The organism is Desulfitobacterium sp. LBE (genome assembly GCF_007830365.1).
Lineage (GTDB): Bacteria > Bacillota > Desulfitobacteriia > Desulfitobacteriales > Desulfitobacteriaceae > Desulfitobacterium > Desulfitobacterium hafniense.
Genome location: NZ_VLKD01000001.1, coordinates 3,179,896 through 3,205,236, shown reverse-complemented (window position 1 = coordinate 3,205,236; position 25,341 = coordinate 3,179,896). Strand labels below are relative to the sequence as shown.

The window sequence follows — 25,341 nt, the reverse complement described above, 5'->3', positions numbered from 1 at the left end:
GTGGGGGATCACCCCCGCAGAGGCGGGGTTATGAAAGCGGGTTAGTTCAGCGATAAATTTGCAAAGAGAACAAGTCTTCGGTCCGCTCATTCATAAATTGGTAGGAATCGGAGACTCCTTGATTGTAGAATTCCGGGGCCAATTCTTTAATGATAAAATCCAGCATGAGGCTGGAAGCCAAAGCTCCTATTTCTTCATCCCGTTCCTGCAGAAAGTATCTTTGGATGGCGGAAGCCATCTCTTCTTTTTGCTCTTTGCTTAGTTTAATGCGAGTTGCATCCTTTTTCATGATCGTTCCTCCCTTTTTTGTCCCACCATAATGGTCAAGTCGATAGTAATCTCAAGTGACTCCAGCTTAAGAACTTTTGCGATCCGAGTCTCTTCAGCCCCCCAGGTGAGCGGGGTCATCTGGACCAGGTGCCCGATCAGCGGTTGGTCCAAAGTCACAGAGTAGCGAAGGGGCATCAGCTTACAGAGTTGCAGATGGTTTTCAAAAAGTTCTCTGGTTTTGGCATTGGAGTAATCCTGTTTTGCCGTTTCTTCGTAAAGAATTTCCCGTAATTCTTTGAGATAGTCCTTTTCTGGAACGACCTTGATGATCAGCCCATCATCGGTGAGGATTCTCGCGAACTCGGAGTAATTGGCAGGGGATAAAATATTCAAAAGCACATTGAACTGCTGATCGCCAAAAGGGCATTGAGCCAGATCCGCTACACACCAAAAGATGCTCCCGTAATCCCGGGCCGCCATTTGAATCCCTTCTTTGGCAAGGTCCATCCCCACTCCTAAGGGCTGTATTCCCTTGCTCTGCAAGAGTTTTTGTTGGATGGTGGCCAGATGAGATCCTTCGCCGCAGCCGGCATCCACAATGTTTAGGAAAGGGCCTTGAGCCTTCCCTTCTGAGTTGTTCATAAGGTTGCCGATCAAGGTACAAAGCAGCTGGTTCAGAGGCTCAAAAAAGCCGCTTTGGGCAAGAAGTTTCCGTGCTTCGAACAATTGCTTATTGTATTTGGTCTTAATTCCATGGGATAATAAGTTGACATAGCCTTGTTTGGCCAAATCAAAACAATGCTTATCCCGGCAGATTAAACTCTTCTTATTAATGAGCGCCATGGAGTTATGGCAGATAGGGCATTTCAATAGGCCGGCATATTTGTCCGCCAGGCCGTCGTTAAGGAGAACACTTTTGGGCATCTTCGGCATCCTTTCGCTTCAATGTGGTGACAGTCCACAGTACTGTCTTTTATCATAGCAAGAATTGGGGAACTTGAAAAGTTAGCGGGCCGACGTTCACGATAATTGGGCTCTAGGGGGGGAGGAGAATGAAAATGAGAAAGAGCATGGTGTTTTCTGGGTTAGCCCTGGTCCTGATGCTGTTTATCCTGACAGGATGCATTCCAGGGGATGGTTCCTATGATTTTGATAAGCCGGCCGGTTTTTTGTCCGGTGTCTGGCATGGCTGGATTGCGCCCCTTTCCCTGATTATGGGGATATTCAGTGAGACGGTCAGGGTCTATGAAGTGTTTAACACCGGCTGGTGGTATGATTTTGGCTTTTATATTGCCGTGATCAGCGGTTTTGGAGGGTTGTCCCTGTCCCGAAAAAATAAGAAAGATAAATAAAAGCGAGATCTATTTGACTTATCACCCAATTGCTGGTATAGTAAATATGCCCGTTAAATTAATATTGGATTTTGTAAGAACCTTCTTGTGTTGCCTAAAGCGCTGGGAAGTGATGAAAATTCCTTTTAAGTAGCGGCAATTAAACTATCGGAGGTTTTTTTATTATGTATCAAGAAAAAGTAATCACTTGTAAAGATTGTGGCGCTGAGTTTGTATTCTCCGTGTCCGAGCAAGAATTCTACGCAGAAAAAGGCTTCACCAATGAGCCTGGCCGTTGCCCTTCCTGCCGTGCGGCAAGAAAGCAACAATCCCGTGGCGGCAATGGTGGCGGCTATCAACGTCAGGAACGCCAAATGTATCCAGCAGTCTGTGCTTCCTGCGGCGTAGATACCATGGTTCCTTTCCAACCCAGTGGTGACAAACCGGTTTATTGCCGCGATTGCTTCACACCACGCAGCCGTTACTAAGATTTAAGCAAAGACTTGGGGTAAAGCCTTGGGTTCAATGAGGATAATTTCAGTTTTGAAGATTTGCCGCAGGATTTTGAAGTCCTGCGGCTTTTCTACCTGCGTTGATTTTGTGATTGAGATGAGGATATGGGAATCCTTAAATGAACGCTGACTGTCTGGAATATGGAGTGAGCATAAAATGAAATCAAAAATACTGCTATTGATGGCAATGCTGATTGGATCTGTTTACCTGACCGGCTGTGGAAGGATTGCTGAGCCGGAGCAAGGAACGGTCATGGAAGAAAGGGAGCAACAAAACCCAGAGCAGCGGGATGTCTTGGTTTGGGAATGGCAATATGGCGCTCCCGAGGATCACGGCCTAAACGGTGATACGTTGGAGTCACTTCATGCCACATATGACACTACTCAGATTCTAGCCTCCGTTATTTTCAAAGATGGACACATAGTTGATGAGTACTACAAGGATGGTTATGATAAGGCAAGTTTGTTTTTGCTGCATTCCTGCTCGAAAAGCGTGACGAGTGCGCTGATCGGCATTGCTATAGACAAAGGATATATTGAGAGTGTGGACGTTCCAATAGCAGAGTACTTCCCGCAAATTCTTGAGTCTGATGACAACCGCTTGAAACAGATTACCCTGGGGCATTTGCTTACCAATACTTCAGGTTTTGATAGCAGCGATACCGAATACTGGCGTGAATGGCGGAATTCGGAGAACTGGGTGAATTTTGTGCTGAATCGTCCGCTCACGTCAACACCGGGTACCGTATTCAGCTATTCTACCGGAAATACTCATTTGCTGGCGGCTATACTTCAAAAAGCAACGGGAAAAACTGCCTATGAATTTGGAAAGGAATTCTTGTTCGATTTAATTGGTATGGATAGCGTTCAATGCAATATGGATTCACAGGGTATTTCAGACGGTGGCAATGGTTTCTCCATGACGGTTTATGATATGGTGAAGTTTGGTTTGCTGTATTATCACGGAGGGCTTTGGGGAGAACAGCAAATTATTTCCAGAGAGTGGGTTGAGGAATCCACAAGACTTCAATTCAAACGGTCATCAGGAACTGCTGATTACGGATACCAATGGTGGGTACGTACATTTGGAGAAGAACAATATGACACCTTTTTTGCTCAGGGGCATGGAGGGCAGTACATTTTTGTAATACCGGAATTAGAGCTGATCATAGCTTTTACAAGCAATCATACCGGCAGCAGCGATATGTATTGGCAGTTTGTTAACGACATAGTTGCAGCGTCAGACTAATGGAGCGTGTGTCCCAAGTTGGGACACATTTTTTTGATGTATCAAGGGGAAAGATGTGTGCTGAACAAGGATGATTTTTGTAAATATTCTTATTGGAGGAAGGCTAATTCCTGAGAAGACTTTTAGTAGATAGCAACTATAATAATTATAAAATAATGATAGGAAAATCAAAAATTGTTTGATATGATATGAGATAATACTTTCTACATAGCAGGGATTTTGGAGTTGAAAGGCTGGGGATGTCGGGTGACGATACGATCCACACTAAGAGCCATCGTAGTACTTTTATTGCTTTTTTCTGTTACCAGCACAGTGGTTGTCTTTTACCAATTAGAAAAAATGCAGCAGGATGGCGCTGTCATTAATACGGCGGGAGTAGTTAGGGGGGCAACCCAGAGACTCATCAAGCTGGAGATGGCAAAGCAGCCTAACGATGAGCTTATTCAAAAATTGGATGGCATTATCGAAGGGTTAATTCAAGGTGACGAGAGCTTAGGCCTGCCCAAGGCTAGCGATGAGGTTTTCATCCAAGAGATGAACAAGGTGAAAAGTGAATGGCAGTCCTTAAAGGGTACCATCGAATCAGCCCGGCGCAGTGGGGATATGACCGCTCTTGTTCAGGAAAGCGAGTCTTATTTTGCCACCACCAATGCAGCGGTGGCAGCTGCTGAAGGATTCTCCGCCGCCAAAGTTAAAGCCTTAAAGGTGATTCAATCTGTACTTATGGTGTTTAATCTTATCCTTTTAATCGCTATCTGGTTTATGAGCTCCAACCGGATTTCTCAGCCTATCCAAAAGCTGATCGGGATCGTTGAACATCTCAATGTATCCGAGAATATCCCCGAACACTTCATGAACCGTAAGGATGAAGTGGGAGGTCTCTCCCGAGCCTTCCAGGGGGTGATTCATAATATTCGCGACCTGGTGGCAGGGCTGGCCCTTTCCTCGGAGAAACTGGCTGATTCAGCAGCCTTCTTAGGGAATATCAGCCAGGAATCTTCCACCGCAGCCATGGAAATTGCCAAAACCATCGAAGGAATTGCCCTCGGGGCCAGCGACCAAGCCAATGAGATTCAAAACGGTGTCGCTCAAATGGATGTCCTGGGACATTTAGTGGCAGAGGATCAAAAGAAGGTGGAGGATCTGCGCCAGGCAACGGATCGAGTGGAACAACTTAAAGATGAAGGAACCATGATTCTGGCGGATCTGATTAAAATTACTGATCAAAATGGGAAGAGCGCCCAAGAGGTTCAGGAGACCATTCTGGAAACCAATGAAAGCGCTAAAAATATTGTGGAAGCCAGCTTGAAGATCAAGGAGATCGCCGCCCAAACCAATCTCTTGGCCCTTAATGCCGCTATTGAAGCGGCCAGAGCAGGTGAACAGGGGCGGGGCTTCGCGGTGGTGGCTGAGGAGATTCGCAAGTTGGCGGAAGAATCCAATCGCTTTACTACAGAGATCGAAAACATCACTAAAGTATTGACCCTTAAGACCCGGGAAGCGGTGGTCAAGATGGGCGAAATGGATTCAGTGGTCAAGATTCAGTCGGAAAGCGTCTCGGCCACCGAGACCAAATTCGCCGGCATTGCCGAAGCTATCGACAGAATCCAGGGATATACGGAGATTATCAGCAACTCCACAGATGGGATAGCCGATAAGAATCAGTCCATTATGAACATGATTCAGAGCCTTTCCGCTATTTCTGAGGAAAGTGCAGCAAGCACCCAGGAAGTATCCGCATCGGTGCAGGAGCAGACGGCAGCCATGGATCAGATCGCCGGGGCCAGTCAGGAACTGGCGGCTCTGGCTGAAGAGCTTGAATCCAGCATGCAGCAATTTACCCAAAGATAAAAAGGGAAGATAATGAAGGAGTGAGCCATCTAAAAGTGGGTCACTCCTTCATTGTCTTCTGGAGGCTTTTTTAAAGAAATATAGAAATACTAGAGTGGGTTAAGACTAAGTTGGTAGAGGTGAAGGCCAATGACAATAATTCAAGATGCCATACAGCAATTAGAAACCATCCCTTATCGAGGAGTGCCGCCTGAAGACTTTAAGGAATTCTGGCTGGAGAGCCTGAGAAGGGATGCCCAAACCAAGGCTCGCCTGGAGCTTGAAGCAATCGCTTATCCCTTGTCCAAGGTGGAAGTCTTCTCAGCCACCGTGCTATCCGGAGATCGAACAAAACTTAAGGGTTATTATATGCGCCCCAGAGCCATTGACCCCCAGGAGGCCTTGCCCGGCCTGGTGCGCTTTCATGGGTATTCCGGCAACCGGGGTCAGCTCTCAGAACTCCTCTTGTGGGCCTTGCAAGGATATGCTGTCCTGGCCCTGGATGTCCGGGGCCAGTGCGGGGAAACACCGGATACCAGAGTCTATCCCTCGGGAGCTTTTTCCGGATGGTTGACTTTGGGCCTGGAATCCCCTCATACTCATTACCTCCGCCAGGTTTATCTGGATGGAGTCCGGGCCGTGGAAGCTCTGGCTAATCAGCCGGAGGTGGATGAAAAGCGCATCGGCTGTATGGGCAAAAGCCAGGGGGGAGGATTAGCGGTCATAGCAGGAGGGGTGATCAACGCTCTGGGGCAGGAAGTCAACCTAAAGGGCGGGGTGAAGGCAGTGAGTGCAGCAATGCCCTTTCTGGCCGATTTCCGCAGCAGCTACCAGCTGCAAAAGGGTGGACCCCTGGAGGAGCTTGCTTGGTATTTTCAACTTCATGACCCGGAACACCAACGAGAGGAAGGGATCTTTACCACTCTGGACTATTTTGATGGGGTTCACTTTGCTCCCTGGCTGGGGAAAAAAACTGCCTGCCTGGTATCTATGGGCCTAAAGGATACGGTCTGCCCGCCTGCCACCGTCTATTGGCTGTATAAGGGGATCTGTGGAGAAAAGAAACTGCTGATCTATCCGGAATATGGGCATGAATCGCCGGATGGATTTGTGGATCGGCAGATAGAGTTTTTCGCCAAGGAACTTCTTTAGGATTATAATTATTCTTTCCATTGCTTTTAAATCGGGCAGCCTCTAAAATAAACTTGTAGTCCGGATCTACAATCTCTGCTGAAAGGGGATGGTTAAATTGATCAAGGATATTTATGAGGTGGCAAACCTCTAAATAAATATTCGGGTGTAGAGGCATGGTCGTTGTTTCCTGAGCACTGCTGAGGACAGGCCATGTCCTATGCCGCATTTTTTGAACCTATTTTCAGGAGGAGATTTATGGAGTATCAGAATGCTAAAAATATATTGCCGGAGAAGCTTATTGACGAAATTCAAAAATATATACAAGGGCAAACTCTTTACATTCCCCGCAAAACATCCCATAAGACCGGTTGGGGGGAAATGAACGGAACCAAAGCTGCTTTACGGGAAAGAAATCAAAGTATTATGAGACTGTACCGGGTGGGAAGCCGGATTGAGGATATTGCGGCCCAATATTATCTTTCGCCGGACAGTGTCAGAAAAATTGTCAGCACCCAAAACATGGACTGAACTTGATGGCTTTGCTGCTGATACAGCTGGCGTGAAAAAAACACCGATGCTGCCTTTTACAGGTGGTATCGGTGTTTTTCAAGGAGAGTTTTTTCTTATTAGTGTTTTATAGCGCAAGCTTTAATGTTAAGATAGACAGGGGTGTTTTATTGAAAGTCAAAAAACTAAAATATCAGCTCATTATTCCTACGGTGATCATTGTGTTTATTTTGATGAGCATCAACATAGTGCTGGTATTTCAAATTCAACAAAAGCAAGCGGTTAACGAACTGAAGGAAAAGGGTCTGGCCCTGACCCAACAATTGGATTCTACTTGGGAATTTTTATCCATCAATCAACACAGGATCAATACCAGTGCCAAAGGCGACTTTGATTTTAAAGGACTCAACTGCTCTACTGCAGGAATGAGTATCGGCGTCATTTTTGCTGAAAAAAACGGCTATAAGATCCGGTATGTGAATACAAATCCCCGTAATCCTTTGAATGAACCTGATCCTTTTGAAAAAAGGGTATTAGAAAAGTTTGCGAATGATACCGCAATAGATTCCTATTGGGAATTGGTCAAGGAAGAGGGACAGCGCTATTTCTGCTATGTCACCCCCATGCGCATTGATGAAACCTGTCTGGAATGCCATGGTGAACCGGCGGGAGAAATGGATATTTCCGGTTATGCTAAAGAGGGCATGAAGATCGGTGACTTAGCCGGTGCGATCAGCATTACCATGCCCACAACCATTCAGGATCAGGCCCTTGTTTTTAACATGTTTTGGCAATGCATGACCTTTACTTTACTGATCATCGGTTGTGTTTTAGCCATTTACTATTTTGTGACCAAACGGGTAACCAAGCCTATAGAGCATCTGGAAACTGCGGTAAAGCAGGTTGGCGAAGGAGATTTGAACGTTGATCTGCAAAACTTCAGGGCGGCGGAGGAAATCGAAGGCTTAGCAGACCATTTTAACAACATGGCCAAACAATTGAAAGAGCTGTATTCTGATTTAGAACATAAAGTGGAGCTGCGGACCTCTGAGCTGGGGAAAGCTAATGAACAGCTGCAAATCAAGCAAATACAGCTGGAAAAGGTCAACACCCTCTTAAAAGAAGACAGTCAGTATAAAGCCGATTTCTTGGCGATGGTCAGCCATGAGTTAAGAACGCCCTTGACGGCTATCATCATCTTTGCGGAGATCCTCCTGAAAAAGAAACGGTTTGAAGATTCCTCGGAAGAACAAATCCTTTGTGAAATCAAAGAGAACAGCGAAGTATTGCTCCACATGATCAATAACATCCTGGATCTGGCACGCCTGGAAACCGGCAGGAATTCTCTGTCCATAGAGACGGTGGACTTAGTGGATGTCATTAATAATGTGGAATGCGTGATTCGGCCTTTAGCCCAGCGCAATGATATTCACCTGACGGCCAGAGTCGAACGGGGCGTACCCCTCATTCAAGGAGATTATGAGAAGGTGCGCAGGATCATCGAGAATTTAGCGGGGAATGCCATTAAATTTACGCCTTTGGGCGGCAAAGTGAATATTCAGGCCTCTTTGGCAGAGGATCCGCACTATGTTAAGATCACGGTTCAGGATGACGGGATAGGGATTTCCAAAGAAAATCAAGCGCATATCTTTGAAAAGTTTATTCAGGTGGATTCATCCTCCTCAAGGCAATATAACGGCAGCGGATTGGGATTAGCCTTGGCTAAAGAACTTACCGAGCTCCATGGCGGGGTTATTTCCGTAGAAAGCGATTTGAATAAGGGCAGCACTTTCATAGTGCTGCTGCCCATTGAAAGACCACAAAGGGGAGATGCAGAATGAAGATCATGCTGGTCGATGATGAGAGAAGCATTCAAAAGGCTGTTGAATATATCGTACGGGAAAATGGCTATCAGTTTTGTTATGTGGATAATGGCCTGGAGGCCCTTGAAGTTTTTGCCGGAGAATCCCCTGATCTGCTGATTCTGGACGTTATGCTGCCGGGACTGGATGGGTTTGCCGTGTGTGAGAAAATCCGTTCCTTCAGCGATGTGCCCATTATTTTTCTATCGGCCAAAGGGGATATTGTCGATAAAGGGATTGGCTTTAAAATGGGGGGAGACGACTATCTTGTTAAGCCCTTCAGTTCCATGGAACTGGATTTTCGGATTAAGGCCTTGCTGCGCAGACCCCATCGCCTGGAAGATGAACCAAATAACAGTGATGAAGTCTTAAAAGTCGGTGATTTAGAGATGCGCTTAAATGAATATGAGGTTTACTCCGGTGGTGAACAGGTGGAGCTGACCGCCAAGGAATTTGAGGTCCTGGCTTTTTTGGCCAAAAACCGGGGGCAGGTCTTTACCCGGGAGCAGTTGCTGGATAGAATCTGGGGTCTGGATTTTGAGGGAGATACCAATACGGTTACGGTATTTATTCGCCGCATCCGCGAGAAGATCGAAGCTGATCCGGCAAAGCCCCAATACATATTGACTGTATGGGGAGTTGGGTATAAATTCAAATCCAAGTGAGGCTGGGTTAATTCCAGCCGGTATTGCCTATAGTTGATAACAAAAGGAACTGTCCTGGCTGAGAGGCCGGACAGTTCCTTCTTTTGGTGCGCCGCCTATGAGCGCAAGCTAAAGGGTGAGATTAGCTTAAGGGAAGATAGAATAAGTATCTGCCGATCAATTCACCAACCAACAGGAGCCCGAAAGAGATGTAAAGCAGCTCGGATTTTTTGGGGTCTTTAAAATATAAGTAGACCAGCAAGAGAGCTGCCAAGGCTGAACAGAACCAACGGACTAAGGACATGGCGGGATTGAGAGTGGCGAGGCTTGACCCTAAAGCTGCTATGAAAGCGAACTGAATAATGAAGGCGGCTAAAACAGCCAGCAAGGTGGGCAGCTTGATCGCCTCAAAGGAGCCGCGGGTGTTTTTAAATACTGGGAAAAAGATGAGGTTAATCAGCACAGCCCCTAAGATGATGGTGGAACCATAGAAACCGATTAGGGTATTGAAGCTGTTCCAGGGCTCAAAAATCGTATGGCTATAGAGGGACCCCATAGCAAAGATTACAGCCAGTCCGGCGATGCCGGCAGCGGCCAGCAGGGCTTGGGAAAGGTGCTGTGTTTTCCAGTTAGCTGCTAATGCGACAGAGACCAGGGCAATAAACAAGACGGTAAACAGGATTTCACGGCTTAACCAAGAAGCGCCAAGATTGGTTATGGCGTTGACGGCATGGAGAGGATAGCCAATATCGAAAAATGAGAAACCAAGGCCGAGAACGGAAAGAACAGTCAAGGCAGTTAAGCTTTTTAGGTTGGCTTTTTGCAAGGTATCTTTGGCGAGCACTTTTTTAAGCAGGATATTATAAAGCATAAGCATGATGCAGCCGCCCACAGCGGATTGAATAGCCAAGGTGAACAGATATAAAGGCCATGAATGCATAGTAATCCCTCCTATGATCGATGTATTATCTCTTATGAGGTTTGAGGACTATATTAGGGTGGGTCTCATCTGATGAGGGTAAATCCGGAGAATCGGCCAGTGTGCCGTACTTCGCCCGCAATTCTTCAATGGGGCCGTAATCAAGAGCTTCATAGGGACAGGCGGCCACACATACGGGAGTCTCACCTTGACTGAGCAAATCTGCGCAGAAGTCACATTTGGACATCCGGCCGGCTTCTTTGTTGTATTGGGGTGCGCCATAGGGGCAAGCCCATGTGCAATAGCGGCAGCCGATACAGCGGTTTTGATTCACAGAGACAATACCGGTTTCCGAATCCTTGTGCATTGCACCGCTGGGGCAAGCTTCCGTGCATTTCGGATGCTCACAATGATTGCAGGAGATGGATGTAAAAAAAGCATAGGCATTGTGAGCGTATCCTTGATTAGAAGGGGTAAATTCCCCGCCGTCGGTTTCCTTGATGCGCCGGAAAAGGCGGCCTGGTTCCAGATCATTTTTATCATTGCAACTGGTCTGACAGGCATGACAGCCGCTGCATCTGCTTTGGTTAATATAAAAACCATACTGTACACTCATCAATATCCCTCCTTAAATTCTTGGTCTTTATAATTTGCTTATTTCCACCAGGCTGGTATGTTGAGTATTGCCATGAGAAAGAGCAGTTTTTCTTAAGGTAGTCAGGACGTTAAGGTTGCCGTTAGTGCAACCGCCTTTGCCATCGGGAGTAAACCAGGATCCTGTGGGGGCGGCGATAACTCCGGGAATAACCCTTGATGTAACCCGGGCTTGGAGCATAGTCGTGCCACGGTCGTTAAATACTTTGACCCGGTCGCCGGTAACAATATTTCTGGGTTTGGCATCCATGGGGTTGATCCATACTTCCTGGACCATGGCTTGCTGCAGCCAGGGATTATTATAGAAGGTGGAGTTATCTCTTGCTTTCGTTTTCCAGCCAATCAGCTGCAGGGGATATTTTTCGGTTAACTCATCTTCCGGTCCTTCCCAGGCCGGTACGTAAACAGGTATAGCGGGAATTTCGGGGTTATGCATATCGTAAAGGGTCTTGGAGAAGAGCTCTATTTTGCCGGATGGGGTGGGGAAAGGATTGTTGACCGGATCTTCGATCTGATCCTGGAAAGCTACCCGGGGACCGTCATAATGGAATTTGCTGATGCCTACTTTCTCCAGCTCCTCCCAGGAAAGGGTCTCCGGATACTTGGCCCGGGTCTCGTCGACAATCCAGCGCACCCATTCTTCCTCAGTCTTGCCGCCGGTGAAGACATCCTTTGCTCCCAGCTTATCCGCTACTTCAGCCAACCAATCATATTCGGAACGGCTTTCATAATAATTATCCACAATCTTTTGGGAGAGGATGAAGTAATCCCCATTATTCCAGGTTGCGCCGATATTATAACGTTCAAAGAAGGTGTTGCCGGGCAGGAGAATGTCCGCATAGCGGGCACTGGGAGTCATGAACAGGTCGCTGACCACGATGAATTCCACGAGGCTCTCATCTTCTAAAACTCTGATCGTGCGGTTGATATCAGGATTTTGGTTGGCTATAAAATCTCCGGCCAAGTTCAAGAGCATTTTGATCGGACTGTTCAGTTTGTCTACACCCAGCAATCCTTCTGCCGGGGTGACTTTTTCAGGGCATTCAATGGCATCGACCCAGGATAAGGTTGGAATAGCTCCGGGATAAGGATTCGGTACGTCAGGAAGTCCAACGCAACCTTTGCGGCTCAGACCGATATAGCCGCCGGCCCAGCCCCCAAGAACGCCTACATTGCCGGTAATGGAAGCCAGCATGGTAGCGCCGAGGGCTGTTCTTTCTCCGCAGGAATGCCGTTGGGGGCCCCAGCCCTGGATAAGGGCCGCCGGTTTCGTGGTGGCGTATTCCCGGGCAATACGGCGAATGGTCTCGGCAGGAACTTTGCAGATAGCCTCCGCCCATTCCGGGGTTTTCTCCACCCCATCCTTTTTACCGAAGAGATAGGATACTAAGGATTCATGGGCGGGTACTCCTTCGGGCATATGCTCCTCATCAAAGCCCTGGACGTATTGATCCAGAAAAGCTTGATCGTGCAGATTCTCGCTGACGATCACATAAGCCATGGCATCCATCAGGGCATTATCCGTGGTAGGCAGCAAGGGAATCCATTCGTCGGCAAAAGCCACAGCCGTATTGGAGTTGCGGGGATCGACGCAGATAAATTTACAGCCGCGGTTCTTCATTTGACGGAAATAATAATTGGAGGCGCCGAAAATAGTTTCGGTGGTATTGTGTCCCCAAAGAATAACCAGCTTGGTGTCTTTTAAGCTGTCCAGACTGCTGGCGGTAGCGGCGACCCCATAGACATAAGGAGTAGCAGTGCCCGTATTCCCCATACTAACCGAATTGTACAACGGGAGATGACCGCCGGTGGCGCTTAGGAAACGGCCGCCAAGGCCCATACGGTAAATTACGCCGCCGGTATCCCCAGTGCCTACATTGCAGTATCTTGATTCAGGTCCATATTGATCAAAGATGCGCCGGGTTTCATTGGCAATGGTATCAATGGCTTCTTCCCAGGAGATCTGTTCAAATTTTCCTTCTCCCCGTTTGCCTACCCGTTTCATGGGGTACTTCAAGCGATCAGGGTGATAGAGATGTTTGCGATAGCTCCGTCCCCGCAGACAGGCTTTCATATTCGCACCGGGTTCATCCTCCTCATAAGCGCCCCGGGTACTGATTCTTGTGATTACGCCGTCTTTCACATGGGCTTTGATCAGGCAACGCCCCCCGCAGTCCTGAGTGCTGGCGGTGGGGATGATTTGTTCTCCTGCAGAAGCTGCTTCGCTGCCGGTTAAGGAAGCGTTCTGACTACAGGCGGTTAATGACATAAGTCCTGTTCCCATGGCCCCCAGGGTGGCAGACCACTTTAAGAAACTTCTTCTTGATAAGTTCATCACTAGCTTACCTCCTCTAGATGTTCAAACATCTCACATTCCATATCCAAAAATTCCTTTAGCAATTGTCCGCCGCCTCGATATAACAGGCAGTCGGTTGACTTCTCCAGAAATTGGAGGAACTCATCCTTCCATGTGGCAAGATGTTTCTGAATAAACTCTTTTTGATCCCTGAGCAGCTTTGTTTGCTGGACGTCATCCTCACTTGCCAGATATTGGCCAATCAGATAAGTCATAAACTCCAATTCCACTGCCAGGTGGTCTTCGGGTTGCCGGTTCTTGTGAATCGACTCGAGATGATACTTACGGTAGAATTCTCTCACTGCCAAGGTGCGTTCCCCGAACATCAAATGCTCCGGGTCAAAATAGACGGACTCCCAGATGGGTACAAGTACCTGTCCGGGGCCGACAAAAAGCCTCTGATACTCAGCTTGAAGCGCTTGGCAAAGTGTTTCAGGATACTCGTCTTTGTTCGTAACTAAGAAATCGTTAATGCTCTGTGCTCCGGAACTTATCTGAGCCAGTTCCTTCAGTCCAGGCTGCTCTTGTAATTCTATTAGGCCTTCACGGTTTAAAGGTTGTTCAAATAAGTGCTTGAGTAGTTGATAAACATATAAGCGCCCTTCATGTACACCCATGTCTTTCCCTCCTTTCGTCGCCAGCCAACGTCTATACTCTAACAGTTAATTATTAATGTCTTGTAACAAGATATTACGAAAATATTAATGAAATATTAATCTGTGGTTTTCTTTATACAATCCGGAACTTATCCACAGAAGTATCCACAAACCTGTGGATAAAGGGGATAACTTTGTTAATAAACAGTATCGTTGTTCATGATTCCTCTCTCTGTCGCATCCTGTGGATTCATCCAGGATAGATTATCATATGACTTGGTTCCCTTTGCCCTTTAGTGGAGTAATGCTGATACAAGGATCAATTGAGTAGTAGTTTCAATTTCTGAGCAAGAGAAAGTTAAGCCCTGGGATTGCTCCCGGGACTTAACTGATGTTTATCTTTGATCAACACCTCTAGTTCTTAAAACCAATGCCACGCGAAAGGTCAAAACGTTCAATCTGTGCATGGGGAACCAAATCCTGAATTTGGGATTTGATTTTTAGCTATCAGGACGAAAGATGAAAGAAAGGCATCTATGATAAAAAGTTAATAAGCTCCGGAAAAGCATAAGACATTTTCGGATAAAATTTTTAAGATCCTATTGATTATAGTGTAGGTTGGACTATACTAACTTTTGGGCGGAGAAAATAATGGCCTATCAAATGGCGCTTATGCTAAACACATCATGCACTAAAGGAGAATTATATGAAGCTTAATGAACTGGAAATAGGCCGGAGCGCCTCGATCATTTCCGTAGGCGGAAAAGGCGCTCTGCGTCAGCATTTTCTTGATATGGGCGTCATTCCCGGTGCCATCGTAACTATGGTTAAGCTGGCACCCTTAGGAGACCCTATGGAAGTGCGCATCCATGGCTATGAATTGACACTGCGCCTGGCCGATGCAGAAAAAATTGAAATCCTGCCTGTTGATGATGTGGAACAATTAGCGGAGAAATCCAAGAAGAGGGAGTTCGTCAAGCACCCGGGGCTTGGGGAGACCGGGATATTTCACACGAAAGCGGACGGAGACCCGCTGCCGGACAGCCAACTCCTTACCTTTGCCTTGGCAGGCAATCAGAACTGCGGTAAAACAACCCTCTTTAACCAACTGACCGGTTCCAATCAACGGGTGGGGAACTTTCCGGGAGTGACAGTGGATAGAAAAGACGGCGTCATCAAGGGACATGCCAATACTCTGGTCACCGATTTGCCGGGGATCTACTCCATGTCTCCTTACAGCAATGAAGAGCTGGTAACCCGCCAGTTTTTGCTTCAGGATAAGCCTAAGGGGATTATTAATATTGTAGATGCTACGAACATCGAAAGAAACCTCTATCTGACCATACAGTTGATGGAATTGAATATTCCTATGGTGTTGGCTTTGAACATGATGGATGAAGTGCGGGAAAACGGCGGTTCTATTCACATTAACGAAATGGAGAACAGGCTGGGAATACCTGTTGTTCCCATCGCTGCTTCCAAAAACGAAGGAATCCAGGAGCTGGTGGATCACGCTATTCATGTGGCCAAAAATCAGGAACGGCCCGGAAGAATGGATTTTTGCGATCCGGACCATGATAACGGCGCTGTTCACCGCTGTCTTCATGCCATCATCCATCTGATTGAGGATCATGCCAAACGGGCTCAGATTCCTCTGCGCTTCGCCGCCAGCAAGGTTGCCGAAGGGGATGGGGAAATTCTCAAAGCGCTGAATCTGAATCAAAACGAGCTGGAGCTCCTCGACCATATTATTCAGCAGATGGAAGATGAAAGAGGCTTGGATCATGGGGCAGCCATTGCCGATATGCGGTTCAAATTTATTAAAGAAGTATGCGACGCAACGGTGGTTAAACCTAAGGAGAGCAAGGAATACGCCAGAAGTGTGGCCATTGATAATATACTGACGGGGAAATATACAGCCATTCCAGCCTTTGTGGGCATTATGAGCCTGGTTTTCTGGCTGACCTTCGGCGTGATCGGCACCTGGTTGGCGGATGGCCTCGACCTGGGAATCACCTGGCTGTCGGAGTTGGTGGATCTGGGACTGACCGCCTACGGGATTAACCCGGTTGTCCACTCTTTGATTATCGACGGTATCTTTGCCGGTGTGGGCAGTGTGCTGAGTTTTTTGCCGATTATCGTGACTTTATTCTTTTTCTTATCCATCCTTGAAGATAGCGGTTATATGGCCAGAGTGGCTTTTGTCATGGACAAGCTTTTAAGAAAAATCGGCCTTTCCGGCCGCAGCATTGTGCCGATGCTGATCGGCTTTGGCTGTTCTGTTCCGGGGGTTATGGCCAGCAGGACCCTTCCTTCCGAACGGGACCGGAAGATGACTATTTTGTTGACCCCGTTTATGAGCTGTTCCGCCAAACTGCCGATTTACGCTCTCTTTACGGCGGCATTCTTCCCCAGATACGGAGCTTTGGTGATGATCGGGCTGTATTTTACCGGAATTGTGACGGGGATAGTATTTGCTTTGCTTTTAAAGGGAACTATGTTCAAAGGAGAACCGGTCCCTTTTGTGATGGAATTGCCCAATTATCGCATGCCCGGTTTCAAGAATGTCTGGCAGCTTCTGTGGGATAAGGCCAAGGACTTTATTACCAGAGCATTTACTGTGATCTTTGTAGCAACGATCATTATTTGGTTCCTGCAGTATTTTGATCCTCGCTTAAATGTAGTCTCCGATTCCCAAGACAGCCTCTTGGCTTTGGTTTCGGGTATTATCGCTCCGATTTTCGTACCGCTTGGTTTTGGAGATTGGCGGATTTCGACGGCCCTGATCACGGGATTTATGGCCAAGGAAAGCGTGGTTTCCACGTTGACCGTGCTATTGGGTGGTTCCACTGCTTCCCTGGGCAGCATGTTCACTCCCTTTTCGGCCATCGTGTTTCTGGTATTTACCTTATTATATACTCCCTGTGTGGCAGCCATCGCCTCCGTAAGGCGTGAGCTTGGCGGAAAATGGGCTGTGGGTGTAGCGGTTATGCAATGTGTTATCGCCTGGGTGGTGGCCCTATTCGTCCATCTCCTTGGCATCATGATGGGGTGGGTGTAGAGCAGTGAACGGGTGGAGCGTTTTGCTTCTGGTGCTCATTATAGCGGGCTTTTTGATGGCTGTACGTTCTATCTGGAGGAACAAGGATAACCCTTGCGGGGGCTGCAGTGGAGACTGCAGTTCCTGCCAGCATCCCAATCCTCCGGAGCAAGCTGAAAAATAAAAGGAACCCCGGTGGGGGTTTTAAGAATTACTCAATGGATTGAATTTTAAAATCGTCAATGAGCCATTGCCCTTCGATTTTTTTGACCGGTATGGAGTACTCGATGGTTTCCCGATAAGCGGAGCCATTATCGTGACCGGATACTTTAATGATACAGTAAACATTGCCGCTGGTTTCGGTCTCAATATTCACACGTATAATCTCCACAGAATCCACTTCTTGAGTGAGTCGATTATCGACGAAGGACTGTTTGAAATCGGCAAAGCGTCCTTGCATAATCTGGGCCTGGTCAGGAGTTAAAAAAGGGAGCTCGTTCTCACCGGTCCAGGTAGTGTAATCAATGTTAAAAGCAGCTGTAAAGTAGTCGTTGACTAAGGTTTCTATGGCAGCTTTATCGGGGGCATATTGATCATCTGAGCCCATGCATCCGGTAAAGGCCAAGAGGATGAACAGCAGGGCAACCCATAGCAACCTTTTCTTTTTGTTCACGAAAAAACCTCCTTAGAGTAGTGCAAGAGTATTTGCTTTTTACGACTAAACTAATAAATTCTGCTTAGCAATTTGAAATACCTTTATTTCCTCAATAGGACATTATTATGGACAGGAGCAGGTTAATCTTTCAATATCTGAAGATTTGAGTAAAATAGAATATAGAGAAATTGATTTGTCAAAATAGTGAAAAGAAAGGACTAGAGACCATGAACATAACCATAGTAGGTGCGGGAGCTACCGGAGGATACTTTGGCGCAAGATTGGCGGCAAGCGGGCTTAATGTCACGTTCTTGGTCCGTGAGAAACGGGCGGCTCAGCTGAGGGAAAAGGGTCTGGTGATCAAGAGTGTGGTAGAGGATTTAACCCTTGAGGCTCCTCAGATAGCCATTAATGCGGAAGATATTCCTGCCTGCGACCTAGTGCTGCTGGGATTGAAAAACTACCAACTGGCGGCAAGTCTTCCCCAGCTCAAGGTCTTAGTGAATCGGGGTGCTAAAATACTGCCTTTCCTCAATGGGGTAGAGCATTTTGAAATACTGGCAAAAGAACTTGGCCAGGAGAATGTTCTGGGTGGTGTCTGTAAAATCATCTCCACTCTCGACTCAGAAGGAACCATTCATCATACCAGCAAAGTTCACCAGATCATCTTTGGCGAATTGGAACCCTCCGGCAAGGAGTTTTGCCTGAGGCTGGAACAAGCTATGGCGAAGGCCAACTTCAAGGTGAAATATACGGAGAATATCTTAAACGAAATCTGGAGTAAGTATGCCTTTATCACCGTATTCTCCGGGGTTACCTCCGCCGGTGATCTGACCACGGATCAAATCTGTGCTCATGAGGCTACGGTAAAAGTCTACCGCCGTTCTCTGGAAGAGATGAAAAGCCTGGCCGATGCCTACGGAGCTGCCTTAAGTGAAGATTTTGTGGAGCAAAATGTGGAAGGGCTGCCGAAATACGCGAAAGGCTCCACATCCTCCATGCATCAAGACATGCGCAAAGGCTTGCTTCTGGAAGTGGAAAGCCTTCAGGGGGCCGCAATTCGTCTGGCCGGCAGAAAGAATATGGAACTGCCCACCATTGAAACCTTGTATGGGCTGATTAAACCCTATGAGATGGGGAGCATCGGGTAAGGAGAGCTGCTTTTCAGAAGCAGGCTCGGACGTGGTGGAATGGAGGAAAAGGCTTAAGAATAAAAATGATTCTTAGGCCCTTTTACCCAATACTTGTTTATGCAAGTATGGGGCAAACATCGGATACAAATCCTTATAGTATTTAGAGAGATCAAGGGGGAGTTACTTTGGCATCGGCCCATAATACAACCCAACAAAAAGAACTTTGGACAAGAGACTTTCTCCTCATTACCCTCGGGAACCTGTTTATATTTCTTGGTTTTCAAATGCTTCTCCCGATTATGCCGGTATTTGCTCTTGAATTAGGCGGAACGGAAGCATGGGCGGGTATGGTCACAGGGATTTTTACATTGGCATCCGTGATCATGAGGCCTATTACCGGGCGTTTGCTTGATCGGCAAGGCCGCAAAGGCGTCTATCTGGGGGGCTTATTGCTCTTTTTCTTATGTATGGTGGCCTATCACTGGGTTCCCGGTATTGTGTTTTTACTCCTTTTGCGCTTCATCCACGGCTTTGGCTGGGGTGCTTCCAGTACAGCCAGCAGTACTATCGCCACAGATATTATACCCAAAGCCCGTATGGGCGAGGGGATGGGCTACTTTGGCCTGACAGGTACGCTGGCCATGGCAGTGGGGCCGGCCCTTAGCCTGGGCCTGGCGAGCCGTTACGGCTATAATACGGTGTTCACCATTGCGACTGCTTCAGTGGTGATTGCTTTGGTGTTTGCTTTACTTATCCGGTACCAGGAACCGGAGGGAAGGGCCAATCCTGACCTTGCCAATAAACAGAGTATATTCGAAAAGACAGCTCTGCGGCCGGGAGTCACGATAGCCTTTATTACCATGTCCTATGGAGGGGTTGTTTCGTTTATTGCTCTTTATGCAGCCCAGCGTCAAGTTGAAAACATCGGGTTGTTTTTTACAGTATACGCTATTGCACTGATGATATCCCGGCCTGTGTTTGGTAAGCTTTCTGATCGAAAAGGGTATTCCTTTGCCATTCTGCCTGGAATGATAGGCGTTTCCGGTGCGATGCTGCTGCTATTTTTTGCCCATACCCTGGCAGGATTTGTAGTTGCCGGTTTTATTTATGGTTTAGGCTTTGGTGCCCTTCAACCCGCTTTGCAGGCCATGGCAGTGCGCAACGTCCCTCCTTCGCGACGAGGGGCGGCTAATGCTACCTTCTTTTTGGGATTCGACCTGGGTATTGGCGTGGGGGCTATGCTTTGGGGCGCTGTCGCTGAACTGGTCGGCTATCAGGCCATTTATCTGTGGGCATTGCTTCCTATTGGAATCGCTTTTGTGATTTATTGGAAGGCGCGGCACACCATGGGCTTATAGTTTTCGGAGATTAATTTTTTCGTGTCAGCTTTTAGCTTGGATAAACGTCTTAATCTTTGATAGGAGGGAAGGCTATGAAGAAAAAATATCGATTAATGGTAACTTGGGCCTTAGTGGCGGTGCTGCTGGGAATGACTCTGACCGGCTGTTCAGGAAACTCCAATGTGGCTGTCGGGGATTTGATGAAGGGGATTAATAAAAATCCTGTCCAGCTTCCCCAGGAAATGGATGGAGAGTTAAATCAAGCGCTGCTGGATTTTACTTGGAATTTGTTTAAGGAAAGCGGTGCCGATAAGGGGAATGTCATGATCTCAGCACCCTCTGTCTATCTGGCCTTAGGGATGGCTTTAAATGGTGCCGACGGAGAGACCAGAGAAGCCATGCTCAAAGCTCTGTCTGCCCAAAACATAAAGCTGGAGGATCTTAATGCAGGTTTGTCCGCATGGAGCAATTCCTTGATGGATAAGAAAAATAAGACTGATGTGCGTATTGCTAATTCGATCTGGATTCGCAATGGTTTTGAGGCCGATCCGGCTTTTCTGCAGACCAATGGGGATTATTATCAAGCAGGCATAAGAAGTCTTGATTTTGCCGATCCCTCGGCCCCTAAGATCATCAATCAATGGGTGGAAGAGAAAACAGAGGGAACCATCGATAAGATCATCGAGACGATGGATGATGATTTAATGATGTATCTTATCAATGCCATCTACTTTAAAGGGGATTGGCAGGAGCCGTTTAAGGCGGGAAGTACCTATACAGGAACCTTCGCCGCTCCGGCGGGCGGTGTAGAAACTCCATTTATGAGACGAAGCGGAAATATGGATTATATTCAAAATCAAGGGGCTACGGGGGTCATTCTCCCTTACGCCGATGAGCGCTTTGCTTTCGTAGGGATCTTGCCTGAAGAAGGGAAATCTCCCCGGGATTTTATCAACACGACCACTGCGGCGGATATGCTGAAATTAATCAGCACGAAAAAGATCAAGAACGTTGATCTTTCTCTGCCCAAATTTGCCAGCAGCTATGAAAACGAACTGCGGGATGAACTCAATGCCTTGGGAATGGACGTAGCTTTTGATCCTTTCCGTGCTGATTTCTCATTAATGAATAAGGCCCATAACAAGGACCTTTTTATCGGGGGAGTAAAGCATAAAACCTATATTAAAGTGGATGAAAAGGGAACAGAAGCCGCTGCAGTAACAGGAGTGGAGGTCAACACGACCAGTATGCCCATCGATCTTACCCAAGTCGTATTTGATCGGCCTTTTGTCTATGCCATCATCGATTGGCAGACAAATAGCCCGTTGTTTGTAGGAATCATGGAAGATCCAACTATTCGTTGATTTTGAGTTTAGTTGCAAATCCCTCTAAAACGTAGATAAGCTGGTCTTATCTGCGTTTAGAGGGATTTTTGCATAACAAAAAGGGGATGAATAGGCAGGAATTAGGGAAATAATAACGAATATACTTATTCAGAAGACTGTCGACATAGAACTTGAGGGGGATATTATGAGTGCAATAACTAAAAGCCTGCCATTTCATCTTCAAATATATGAGATTCTTAAAGGCAAAATATTGAATGGTGAGATCAGCCGTGGCGAAAGACTTTATGAGAATAAGATTTCTCAGGAGTTGGGGGTTAGCCGCAGCCCTGTGCGAGAGGCTTTGCGCATGCTCGAGCAGGATGAATTGGTTGTGGTAACGTCAACTGGACTGATTGTTAACCCGATGGAGTTTTCGGATATGGAAGAAATCTATCAATGCAGGATGGCCTTAGAGCCGTTCGCTGCGAAAATCTCCGCAGATAAGCTGACCAATGAAGATTTGGCTGCCCTGCGCAACCTTGTGATACAAGCTCGGGTCTATCATAATCAAAAGGCCTACGAGAAAGTGGTCGAGTCAAACACCCAATTCCACGATATTATTATTCAGAGCAGCGGCAACAGCCGCCTGATTGGAATCATTGAAAAAATTCGCTCACTCATTATTCTTTCGCGGAAAACAGAGTTTGAATGTTACCAGAGAGAAGAGGGTTACCTGGATGAGCATGAAGGGGTGTTAGAAGCCCTCACCCAAAGAAATGGGGACGAAGCGGAGAGATTGCTGAGAATTCATATTATGAACGATTTTGAGTTCTATAGCTTGGCTTATGAAAAAGTATTAAAGAAATAAAATGGATTCTCCCTAAAGTAGCTGCCAGGAATTTCAAAGTAAAAAATGGGGGGGTTAGGAATGAAAACTCTTATTAAAAATGGTACGATCATAACCGCTTCAGAATATTGCCGGGCAGATCTCTTAATTGAGGATGGAAAAATAGTCTGTATCGGGACAAATATCGGGGATGAGGCCGATGTTAAGATTGATGCTCAGGATAAGTTTATCTTTCCGGGCGGAATCGATGCTCATGTCCATATGAATGTTCCCTGTTCTGATGGCAGTGTGTCGGCTGGATATGATACGGAAACGATGGCAGCTGCAATAGGCGGGACCACCACGATTCTTGATTATGTCCTGCAGGAATATGGCAAGAGTATGCAGGAAAGTATCGATGGCGCTTCTGTTTTGGCGGAGAGCCAGGCGGCGGTTGATTATGGGTTTCATGTCATCGTAACCAATCCGGATGCTCAGACGATTGGAGAGATCAAAGGCCTCGTCGCTTCTGGGATTACCTCGTTTAAGCTGTTTATGGCCAATGATTTAGCTTTGGATGATCAACAACTGCTTATATTTATGGAAGAATTAGCTCGTTTAGGTGGACTGGCTTGTGTTCACGCGGAAAATGGAGCGATTATCGCTCACCTGCAAAACGGACACCGGCAGAAAAAACAACTTGAACCCTACTATCACTTTCAGAGCCGCCCCTTAAGCAGTGAAAATGAAGCGATTAACCGGGCCATTGCCTTGGCAAAGACGGCTGAATGTCCTATGCTGATTGCCCATGTCAGCAATCTGGAGGGAGTCAAGATCATAACCGGTGCACAGGCTGCTACTCCGATTTACACAGAATCCTGTCCACATTATCTGGTCTTGGACGATGAGGAATATCGGCAGGGTGAATTCGCAGCAGCCAAATATGTCATATCCCCCCCGTTGCGCAGCAAAGAGGAAAAAGAAAAATTATGGGTAGGAATTAAAAATAAGGGTATAGATATTATTTCCTCAGATCACAATGGGTTTAACTATGCTACCCATAAGCAACTGGGCAAAGATGACTATACCCGTATTCCCAATGGCGGGCCGGGAATCGAGCAGCGTTTCACCCTGATGTATCATGCTTTAACCGAACGGGGAATAGATCTTTCGCGATTTGTCGATCTTATCGCCACAAAACCGGCGAAGATCTTTGGCTTATTTCCGCAAAAAGGGACGATCGCACCGGGAAGCGATGCCGATCTTGTGATCTTCGATCCGGCGCTGGCATGGACGATTACGGCAAAGGAGCAGCAGCAGGCTTCTGACTATACTCCATATGAAGGATTAAGGATGAAAGGCCGGGTCGCTAAGGTTCTGCTGCGGGGAGAAGTGATTGTCGAGGAAGGAAAATACGTTGGCAAGCCAGGAGATGGGAAGTTTATAGCTCGTCAAACCTTACGAAGCCAGAACAGCAAAGTGTAAAATTCCCTATTGGCTCAGCTTAAAACCGAGGAAGCAACAGCTTCACTCGGTTTTAAACATTAATCCCCTGCTCATCAGAATGAATGGATTAATCCAAATAGTGTCAATGAAATATTTTTTCTGAATTTGCTAAAATATATGAAGGATTATTAGCAAGGACCAAGAATATATACTGTCGACAGTCTATCAACTACCGTATACAAAGTTAGGAAAGGAGTAGAACTGAACATACTCATATCCTTGGGTCAAGCTTGATTCAAAAGGCTTTTTAGAAACCAAAGAGCACTAGCAATTAACCCCCTGCAAATTAAACGGAAAGAAGCGAGGTTAGGAACATGTCGAATGCATCAAAGCAAGATCATGAACCCCAAAACACTCTAGTGGGTAACGTTAAGCGGACAAATGTGCGTTGGTACGTTTTCATTGCTATGTTAGTACTTGTCACAATTAATTATGTTGACCGTGCGGTTTTATCTATTGCTATGCCTGCGATTCAAAAGGACTTAAACTTGGATCCCGCAATTGTCGGAGTTATTCTCAGTTCCTTCTTCTGGGGTTATGCCCTAATGCAAATTCCTTCCGGCTTCCTTCTTGATAGGGTTAACCCCTCAAAGGTGGTCCTTGGCTCGGCGGTGGGCTGGGGAATTGCCCAAACCTTGACCGGTTTTGTAAACAGCGCCGGCTCGCTGATGTTCTTCCGGGTTCTCCTCGGAGTTACGGAAGCTCCAATCATGCCTGCCGGAGCAAAATTGCAAGGTATTTGGCTGCCAAGCAAAGAAAGAGCCAGAGGCGCGACCATCATCGATAGTGGTGCTCCATTGGGTACAGCTGTCGGCGGACCGATTATTATTGCCTTTATGGCTTGGTTTGGCGGCTGGCGCGGAGCCCTCATCGGCGCCGGTCTGATGACTATTATTCTCGGGGTTATCTGCTATTATATCCTTAAAGGAAATCCAGCCACTCACAAGGGAGTTAATCAGGCTGAGCGTGAATATATCCAAACTCATCTGGCTCAGGAGCAGGAAGAAGCTCAGAAAGAAACCAAGACAGAGCTTAAAACATCCACATACCTGTCCAACAAAAGTTTCTGGGGAATGTGCTTAGGCTGGTTCTCCTTCAACACCGTATTCTATGGCCTGTTAACCTGGGGACCAAGTTTCCTCGCTCAGACTCAGGGCATTGATATTAAGGCTATCGGTTTCTCGACACTGCTGATTTTTGGCTGCGGCTTTGTGGGCGAGCTTGTTGGCGGGCAACTCGTTGACAAATGGCGTCAAGTCGGCGGTAAATATAACACGGTTATGAAAACTTGCATCGGCATAGCCGGTCTGGCAACTTCAGCTTCCATCTTCCTGCTCACAAGGGCCAGTTCCCTGACGATGGCGATTGCTTTGTTATCCACCGCATTGTTCTTTTTGCGCTGGGCAGGTATCTTCTGGAGTGTTCCGGCTGCCATCGCCCAACGCCACCATGTCGGTGTACTCGGTGGATGCATGAACTTTGCCGGTAATATTGCCGGGGTTATCACTCCGATTTACATCGGTTTAATTGTCAAATTTACAGGATCATTCCATGCCGGTCTGCTGATCTTCGTTGCGGCAGGTGTCCTCCTTGCTGTCGCCGGTGCGCTCATCAACTATGAAAAGAAAATCGGTGTTGTTTGAGTGGAGTCC

23 protein-coding genes are annotated in these 25,341 nt (G+C 47.0%); 16 read left to right on the top strand and 7 right to left on the bottom strand.

The genetic code is table 11. From position 1 onward, the window contains the following. Positions 1-46: 46 nt before the first annotated feature. Both DESLBE_RS15200 and DESLBE_RS15195 read right to left on the bottom strand, forming a co-directional pair. Positions 47-289 (bottom strand): DUF2164 domain-containing protein, encoded by a 243-nt coding sequence (locus DESLBE_RS15200; protein WP_005810437.1) that lies wholly within the window; start codon positions 287-289, stop codon positions 47-49. Then, positions 286-1,194: a putative RNA methyltransferase gene (locus tag DESLBE_RS15195; RefSeq protein ID WP_144677450.1), complete on the bottom strand. Its 909-nt coding sequence runs from the start codon at positions 1,192-1,194 to the stop codon at positions 286-288. Before DESLBE_RS15195 ends, DESLBE_RS15200 begins: the two co-directional genes overlap by 4 nt. A gap of 128 nt (positions 1,195-1,322) precedes the next feature. Here DESLBE_RS15195 and DESLBE_RS15190 point away from each other — a divergent pair, with 128 nt between their 5' ends. From DESLBE_RS15190 to DESLBE_RS15155, 8 genes are all read left to right on the top strand, one after another. Then, positions 1,323-1,622, top strand: coding sequence for a hypothetical protein (locus DESLBE_RS15190; protein ID WP_144677449.1), 300 nt, complete (start codon positions 1,323-1,325; stop codon positions 1,620-1,622). Between the two features lie 164 nt (positions 1,623-1,786). Then, positions 1,787-2,089 carry a zinc-ribbon domain containing protein gene (locus DESLBE_RS15185; protein WP_072771171.1) on the top strand — a complete coding sequence of 101 codons (303 nt, stop codon included), beginning with the start codon at positions 1,787-1,789 and terminating at the stop codon, positions 2,087-2,089. 181 nt (positions 2,090-2,270) lie between these two features. Next, on the top strand, positions 2,271-3,362 hold the full coding sequence (locus tag DESLBE_RS15180) for a serine hydrolase (RefSeq protein ID WP_144677448.1): 1,092 nt from the start codon (positions 2,271-2,273) through the stop codon (positions 3,360-3,362). A gap of 219 nt (positions 3,363-3,581) precedes the next feature. Further along, complete coding sequence (locus DESLBE_RS15175) at positions 3,582-5,213, top strand: methyl-accepting chemotaxis protein (protein ID WP_018306049.1); 1,632 nt, start codon at positions 3,582-3,584, stop codon at positions 5,211-5,213. Positions 5,214-5,342: 129 nt separating this feature from the next. Further along, the gene (locus DESLBE_RS15170) at positions 5,343-6,344 is read left to right on the top strand and encodes an acetylxylan esterase (protein ID WP_144677447.1); all 1,002 of its coding nucleotides are present in this window, start codon (positions 5,343-5,345) and stop codon (positions 6,342-6,344) included. 237 nt (positions 6,345-6,581) lie between these two features. Next, positions 6,582-6,854: a CD3324 family protein gene (locus tag DESLBE_RS15165; RefSeq protein WP_015942661.1), complete on the top strand. Its 273-nt coding sequence runs from the start codon at positions 6,582-6,584 to the stop codon at positions 6,852-6,854. A gap of 149 nt (positions 6,855-7,003) precedes the next feature. Then, on the top strand, positions 7,004-8,674 hold the full coding sequence (locus DESLBE_RS15160) for a DUF3365 domain-containing protein (RefSeq protein ID WP_026184226.1): 1,671 nt from the start codon (positions 7,004-7,006) through the stop codon (positions 8,672-8,674). Further along, positions 8,671-9,360, top strand: a complete 690-nt coding sequence (locus DESLBE_RS15155) for a response regulator transcription factor (protein ID WP_144677445.1) — start codon at positions 8,671-8,673, stop codon at positions 9,358-9,360. The genes DESLBE_RS15160 and DESLBE_RS15155 overlap by 4 nt, the downstream gene beginning before the upstream one ends. A gap of 121 nt (positions 9,361-9,481) precedes the next feature. On the opposite strand, the gene DESLBE_RS15150 is transcribed toward DESLBE_RS15155, so the two are convergent. Genes DESLBE_RS15150 through DESLBE_RS15135 form a run of 4 tightly spaced genes read right to left on the bottom strand, consistent with a single transcriptional unit; the run spans position 9,482 to position 13,885 of the window. Continuing rightward, positions 9,482-10,279, bottom strand: a complete 798-nt coding sequence (locus DESLBE_RS15150; RefSeq protein ID WP_144677444.1) for a DmsC/YnfH family molybdoenzyme membrane anchor subunit — start codon at positions 10,277-10,279, stop codon at positions 9,482-9,484. Between the two features lie 25 nt (positions 10,280-10,304). Further along, complete coding sequence (locus DESLBE_RS15145) at positions 10,305-10,874, bottom strand: DMSO/selenate family reductase complex B subunit (RefSeq protein WP_144677443.1); 570 nt, start codon at positions 10,872-10,874, stop codon at positions 10,305-10,307. Positions 10,875-10,901: 27 nt separating this feature from the next. Further along, entirely contained in the window at positions 10,902-13,247 is a 2,346-nt protein-coding gene (locus DESLBE_RS15140) for a DMSO/selenate family reductase complex A subunit (protein WP_144678660.1), read from the bottom strand. A 2-nt stretch (positions 13,248-13,249) separates the two neighbouring features. Next, positions 13,250-13,885: a molecular chaperone TorD family protein gene (locus DESLBE_RS15135; RefSeq protein ID WP_144677442.1), complete on the bottom strand. Its 636-nt coding sequence runs from the start codon at positions 13,883-13,885 to the stop codon at positions 13,250-13,252. A gap of 685 nt (positions 13,886-14,570) precedes the next feature. On the opposite strand from DESLBE_RS15135, the gene feoB reads away from it, so the two are divergent. Continuing rightward, positions 14,571-16,925 carry a ferrous iron transport protein B gene (feoB, locus tag DESLBE_RS15130; RefSeq protein WP_144677441.1) on the top strand — a complete coding sequence of 785 codons (2,355 nt, stop codon included), beginning with the start codon at positions 14,571-14,573 and terminating at the stop codon, positions 16,923-16,925. A 4-nt stretch (positions 16,926-16,929) separates the two neighbouring features. Beyond that, on the top strand, positions 16,930-17,088 hold the full coding sequence (locus DESLBE_RS15125; protein WP_144677440.1) for a FeoB-associated Cys-rich membrane protein: 159 nt from the start codon (positions 16,930-16,932) through the stop codon (positions 17,086-17,088). A gap of 27 nt (positions 17,089-17,115) precedes the next feature. On the opposite strand, the gene DESLBE_RS15120 is transcribed toward DESLBE_RS15125, so the two are convergent. Continuing rightward, positions 17,116-17,577 (bottom strand): hypothetical protein, encoded by a 462-nt coding sequence (locus DESLBE_RS15120; RefSeq protein WP_015942663.1) that lies wholly within the window; start codon positions 17,575-17,577, stop codon positions 17,116-17,118. 209 nt (positions 17,578-17,786) lie between these two features. Here DESLBE_RS15120 and DESLBE_RS15115 point away from each other — a divergent pair, with 209 nt between their 5' ends. The 6 genes from DESLBE_RS15115 to DESLBE_RS15090 all read left to right on the top strand — a co-directional run bounded on the left by DESLBE_RS15115 (position 17,787) and on the right by DESLBE_RS15090 (position 25,332). Then, on the top strand, positions 17,787-18,710 hold the full coding sequence (locus tag DESLBE_RS15115; protein ID WP_015942664.1) for a ketopantoate reductase family protein: 924 nt from the start codon (positions 17,787-17,789) through the stop codon (positions 18,708-18,710). A gap of 167 nt (positions 18,711-18,877) precedes the next feature. Next, a complete protein-coding gene (locus DESLBE_RS15110) occupies positions 18,878-20,050 on the top strand; it encodes an MFS transporter (protein ID WP_018306053.1) in 1,173 nt (390 codons plus the stop codon). A 74-nt stretch (positions 20,051-20,124) separates the two neighbouring features. After that, on the top strand, positions 20,125-21,396 hold the full coding sequence (locus DESLBE_RS15105) for a serpin family protein (protein WP_015942665.1): 1,272 nt from the start codon (positions 20,125-20,127) through the stop codon (positions 21,394-21,396). A 166-nt stretch (positions 21,397-21,562) separates the two neighbouring features. Next, the gene (locus DESLBE_RS15100; protein WP_005810396.1) at positions 21,563-22,225 is read left to right on the top strand and encodes a GntR family transcriptional regulator; all 663 of its coding nucleotides are present in this window, start codon (positions 21,563-21,565) and stop codon (positions 22,223-22,225) included. A 60-nt stretch (positions 22,226-22,285) separates the two neighbouring features. Then, positions 22,286-23,668: a dihydropyrimidinase gene (gene hydA / locus DESLBE_RS15095; protein ID WP_144677439.1), complete on the top strand. Its 1,383-nt coding sequence runs from the start codon at positions 22,286-22,288 to the stop codon at positions 23,666-23,668. A gap of 335 nt (positions 23,669-24,003) precedes the next feature. After that, entirely contained in the window at positions 24,004-25,332 is a 1,329-nt protein-coding gene (locus DESLBE_RS15090) for an MFS transporter (protein WP_015942667.1), read from the top strand. Positions 25,333-25,341: the final 9 nt, after the last annotated feature.

Coding starts and splice junctions, on each gene's coding strand:
- DESLBE_RS15090 (WP_015942667.1), top strand. CDS start 24,004: ATGTCGAATGCATCAAAGCAAGATCATGAACCCCAAAACACTCTAGTG.
- DESLBE_RS15190 (WP_144677449.1), top strand. CDS start 1,323: ATGAAAATGAGAAAGAGCATGGTGTTTTCTGGGTTAGCCCTGGTCCTG.
- DESLBE_RS15200 (WP_005810437.1), bottom strand. CDS start 289: ATGAAAAAGGATGCAACTCGCATTAAACTAAGCAAAGAGCAAAAAGAA.
- DESLBE_RS15145 (WP_144677443.1), bottom strand. CDS start 10,874: ATGAGTGTACAGTATGGTTTTTATATTAACCAAAGCAGATGCAGCGGC.
- hydA (WP_144677439.1), top strand. CDS start 22,286: ATGAAAACTCTTATTAAAAATGGTACGATCATAACCGCTTCAGAATAT.
- DESLBE_RS15100 (WP_005810396.1), top strand. CDS start 21,563: ATGAGTGCAATAACTAAAAGCCTGCCATTTCATCTTCAAATATATGAG.
- feoB (WP_144677441.1), top strand. CDS start 14,571: ATGAAGCTTAATGAACTGGAAATAGGCCGGAGCGCCTCGATCATTTCC.
- DESLBE_RS15185 (WP_072771171.1), top strand. CDS start 1,787: ATGTATCAAGAAAAAGTAATCACTTGTAAAGATTGTGGCGCTGAGTTT.
- DESLBE_RS15195 (WP_144677450.1), bottom strand. CDS start 1,194: ATGCCCAAAAGTGTTCTCCTTAACGACGGCCTGGCGGACAAATATGCC.
- DESLBE_RS15180 (WP_144677448.1), top strand. CDS start 2,271: ATGAAATCAAAAATACTGCTATTGATGGCAATGCTGATTGGATCTGTT.
- DESLBE_RS15135 (WP_144677442.1), bottom strand. CDS start 13,885: ATGGGTGTACATGAAGGGCGCTTATATGTTTATCAACTACTCAAGCAC.
- DESLBE_RS15115 (WP_015942664.1), top strand. CDS start 17,787: ATGAACATAACCATAGTAGGTGCGGGAGCTACCGGAGGATACTTTGGC.
- DESLBE_RS15150 (WP_144677444.1), bottom strand. CDS start 10,279: ATGCATTCATGGCCTTTATATCTGTTCACCTTGGCTATTCAATCCGCT.
- DESLBE_RS15170 (WP_144677447.1), top strand. CDS start 5,343: ATGACAATAATTCAAGATGCCATACAGCAATTAGAAACCATCCCTTAT.
- DESLBE_RS15140 (WP_144678660.1), bottom strand. CDS start 13,247: ATGAACTTATCAAGAAGAAGTTTCTTAAAGTGGTCTGCCACCCTGGGG.
- DESLBE_RS15155 (WP_144677445.1), top strand. CDS start 8,671: ATGAAGATCATGCTGGTCGATGATGAGAGAAGCATTCAAAAGGCTGTT.
- DESLBE_RS15165 (WP_015942661.1), top strand. CDS start 6,582: ATGGAGTATCAGAATGCTAAAAATATATTGCCGGAGAAGCTTATTGAC.
- DESLBE_RS15105 (WP_015942665.1), top strand. CDS start 20,125: ATGAAGAAAAAATATCGATTAATGGTAACTTGGGCCTTAGTGGCGGTG.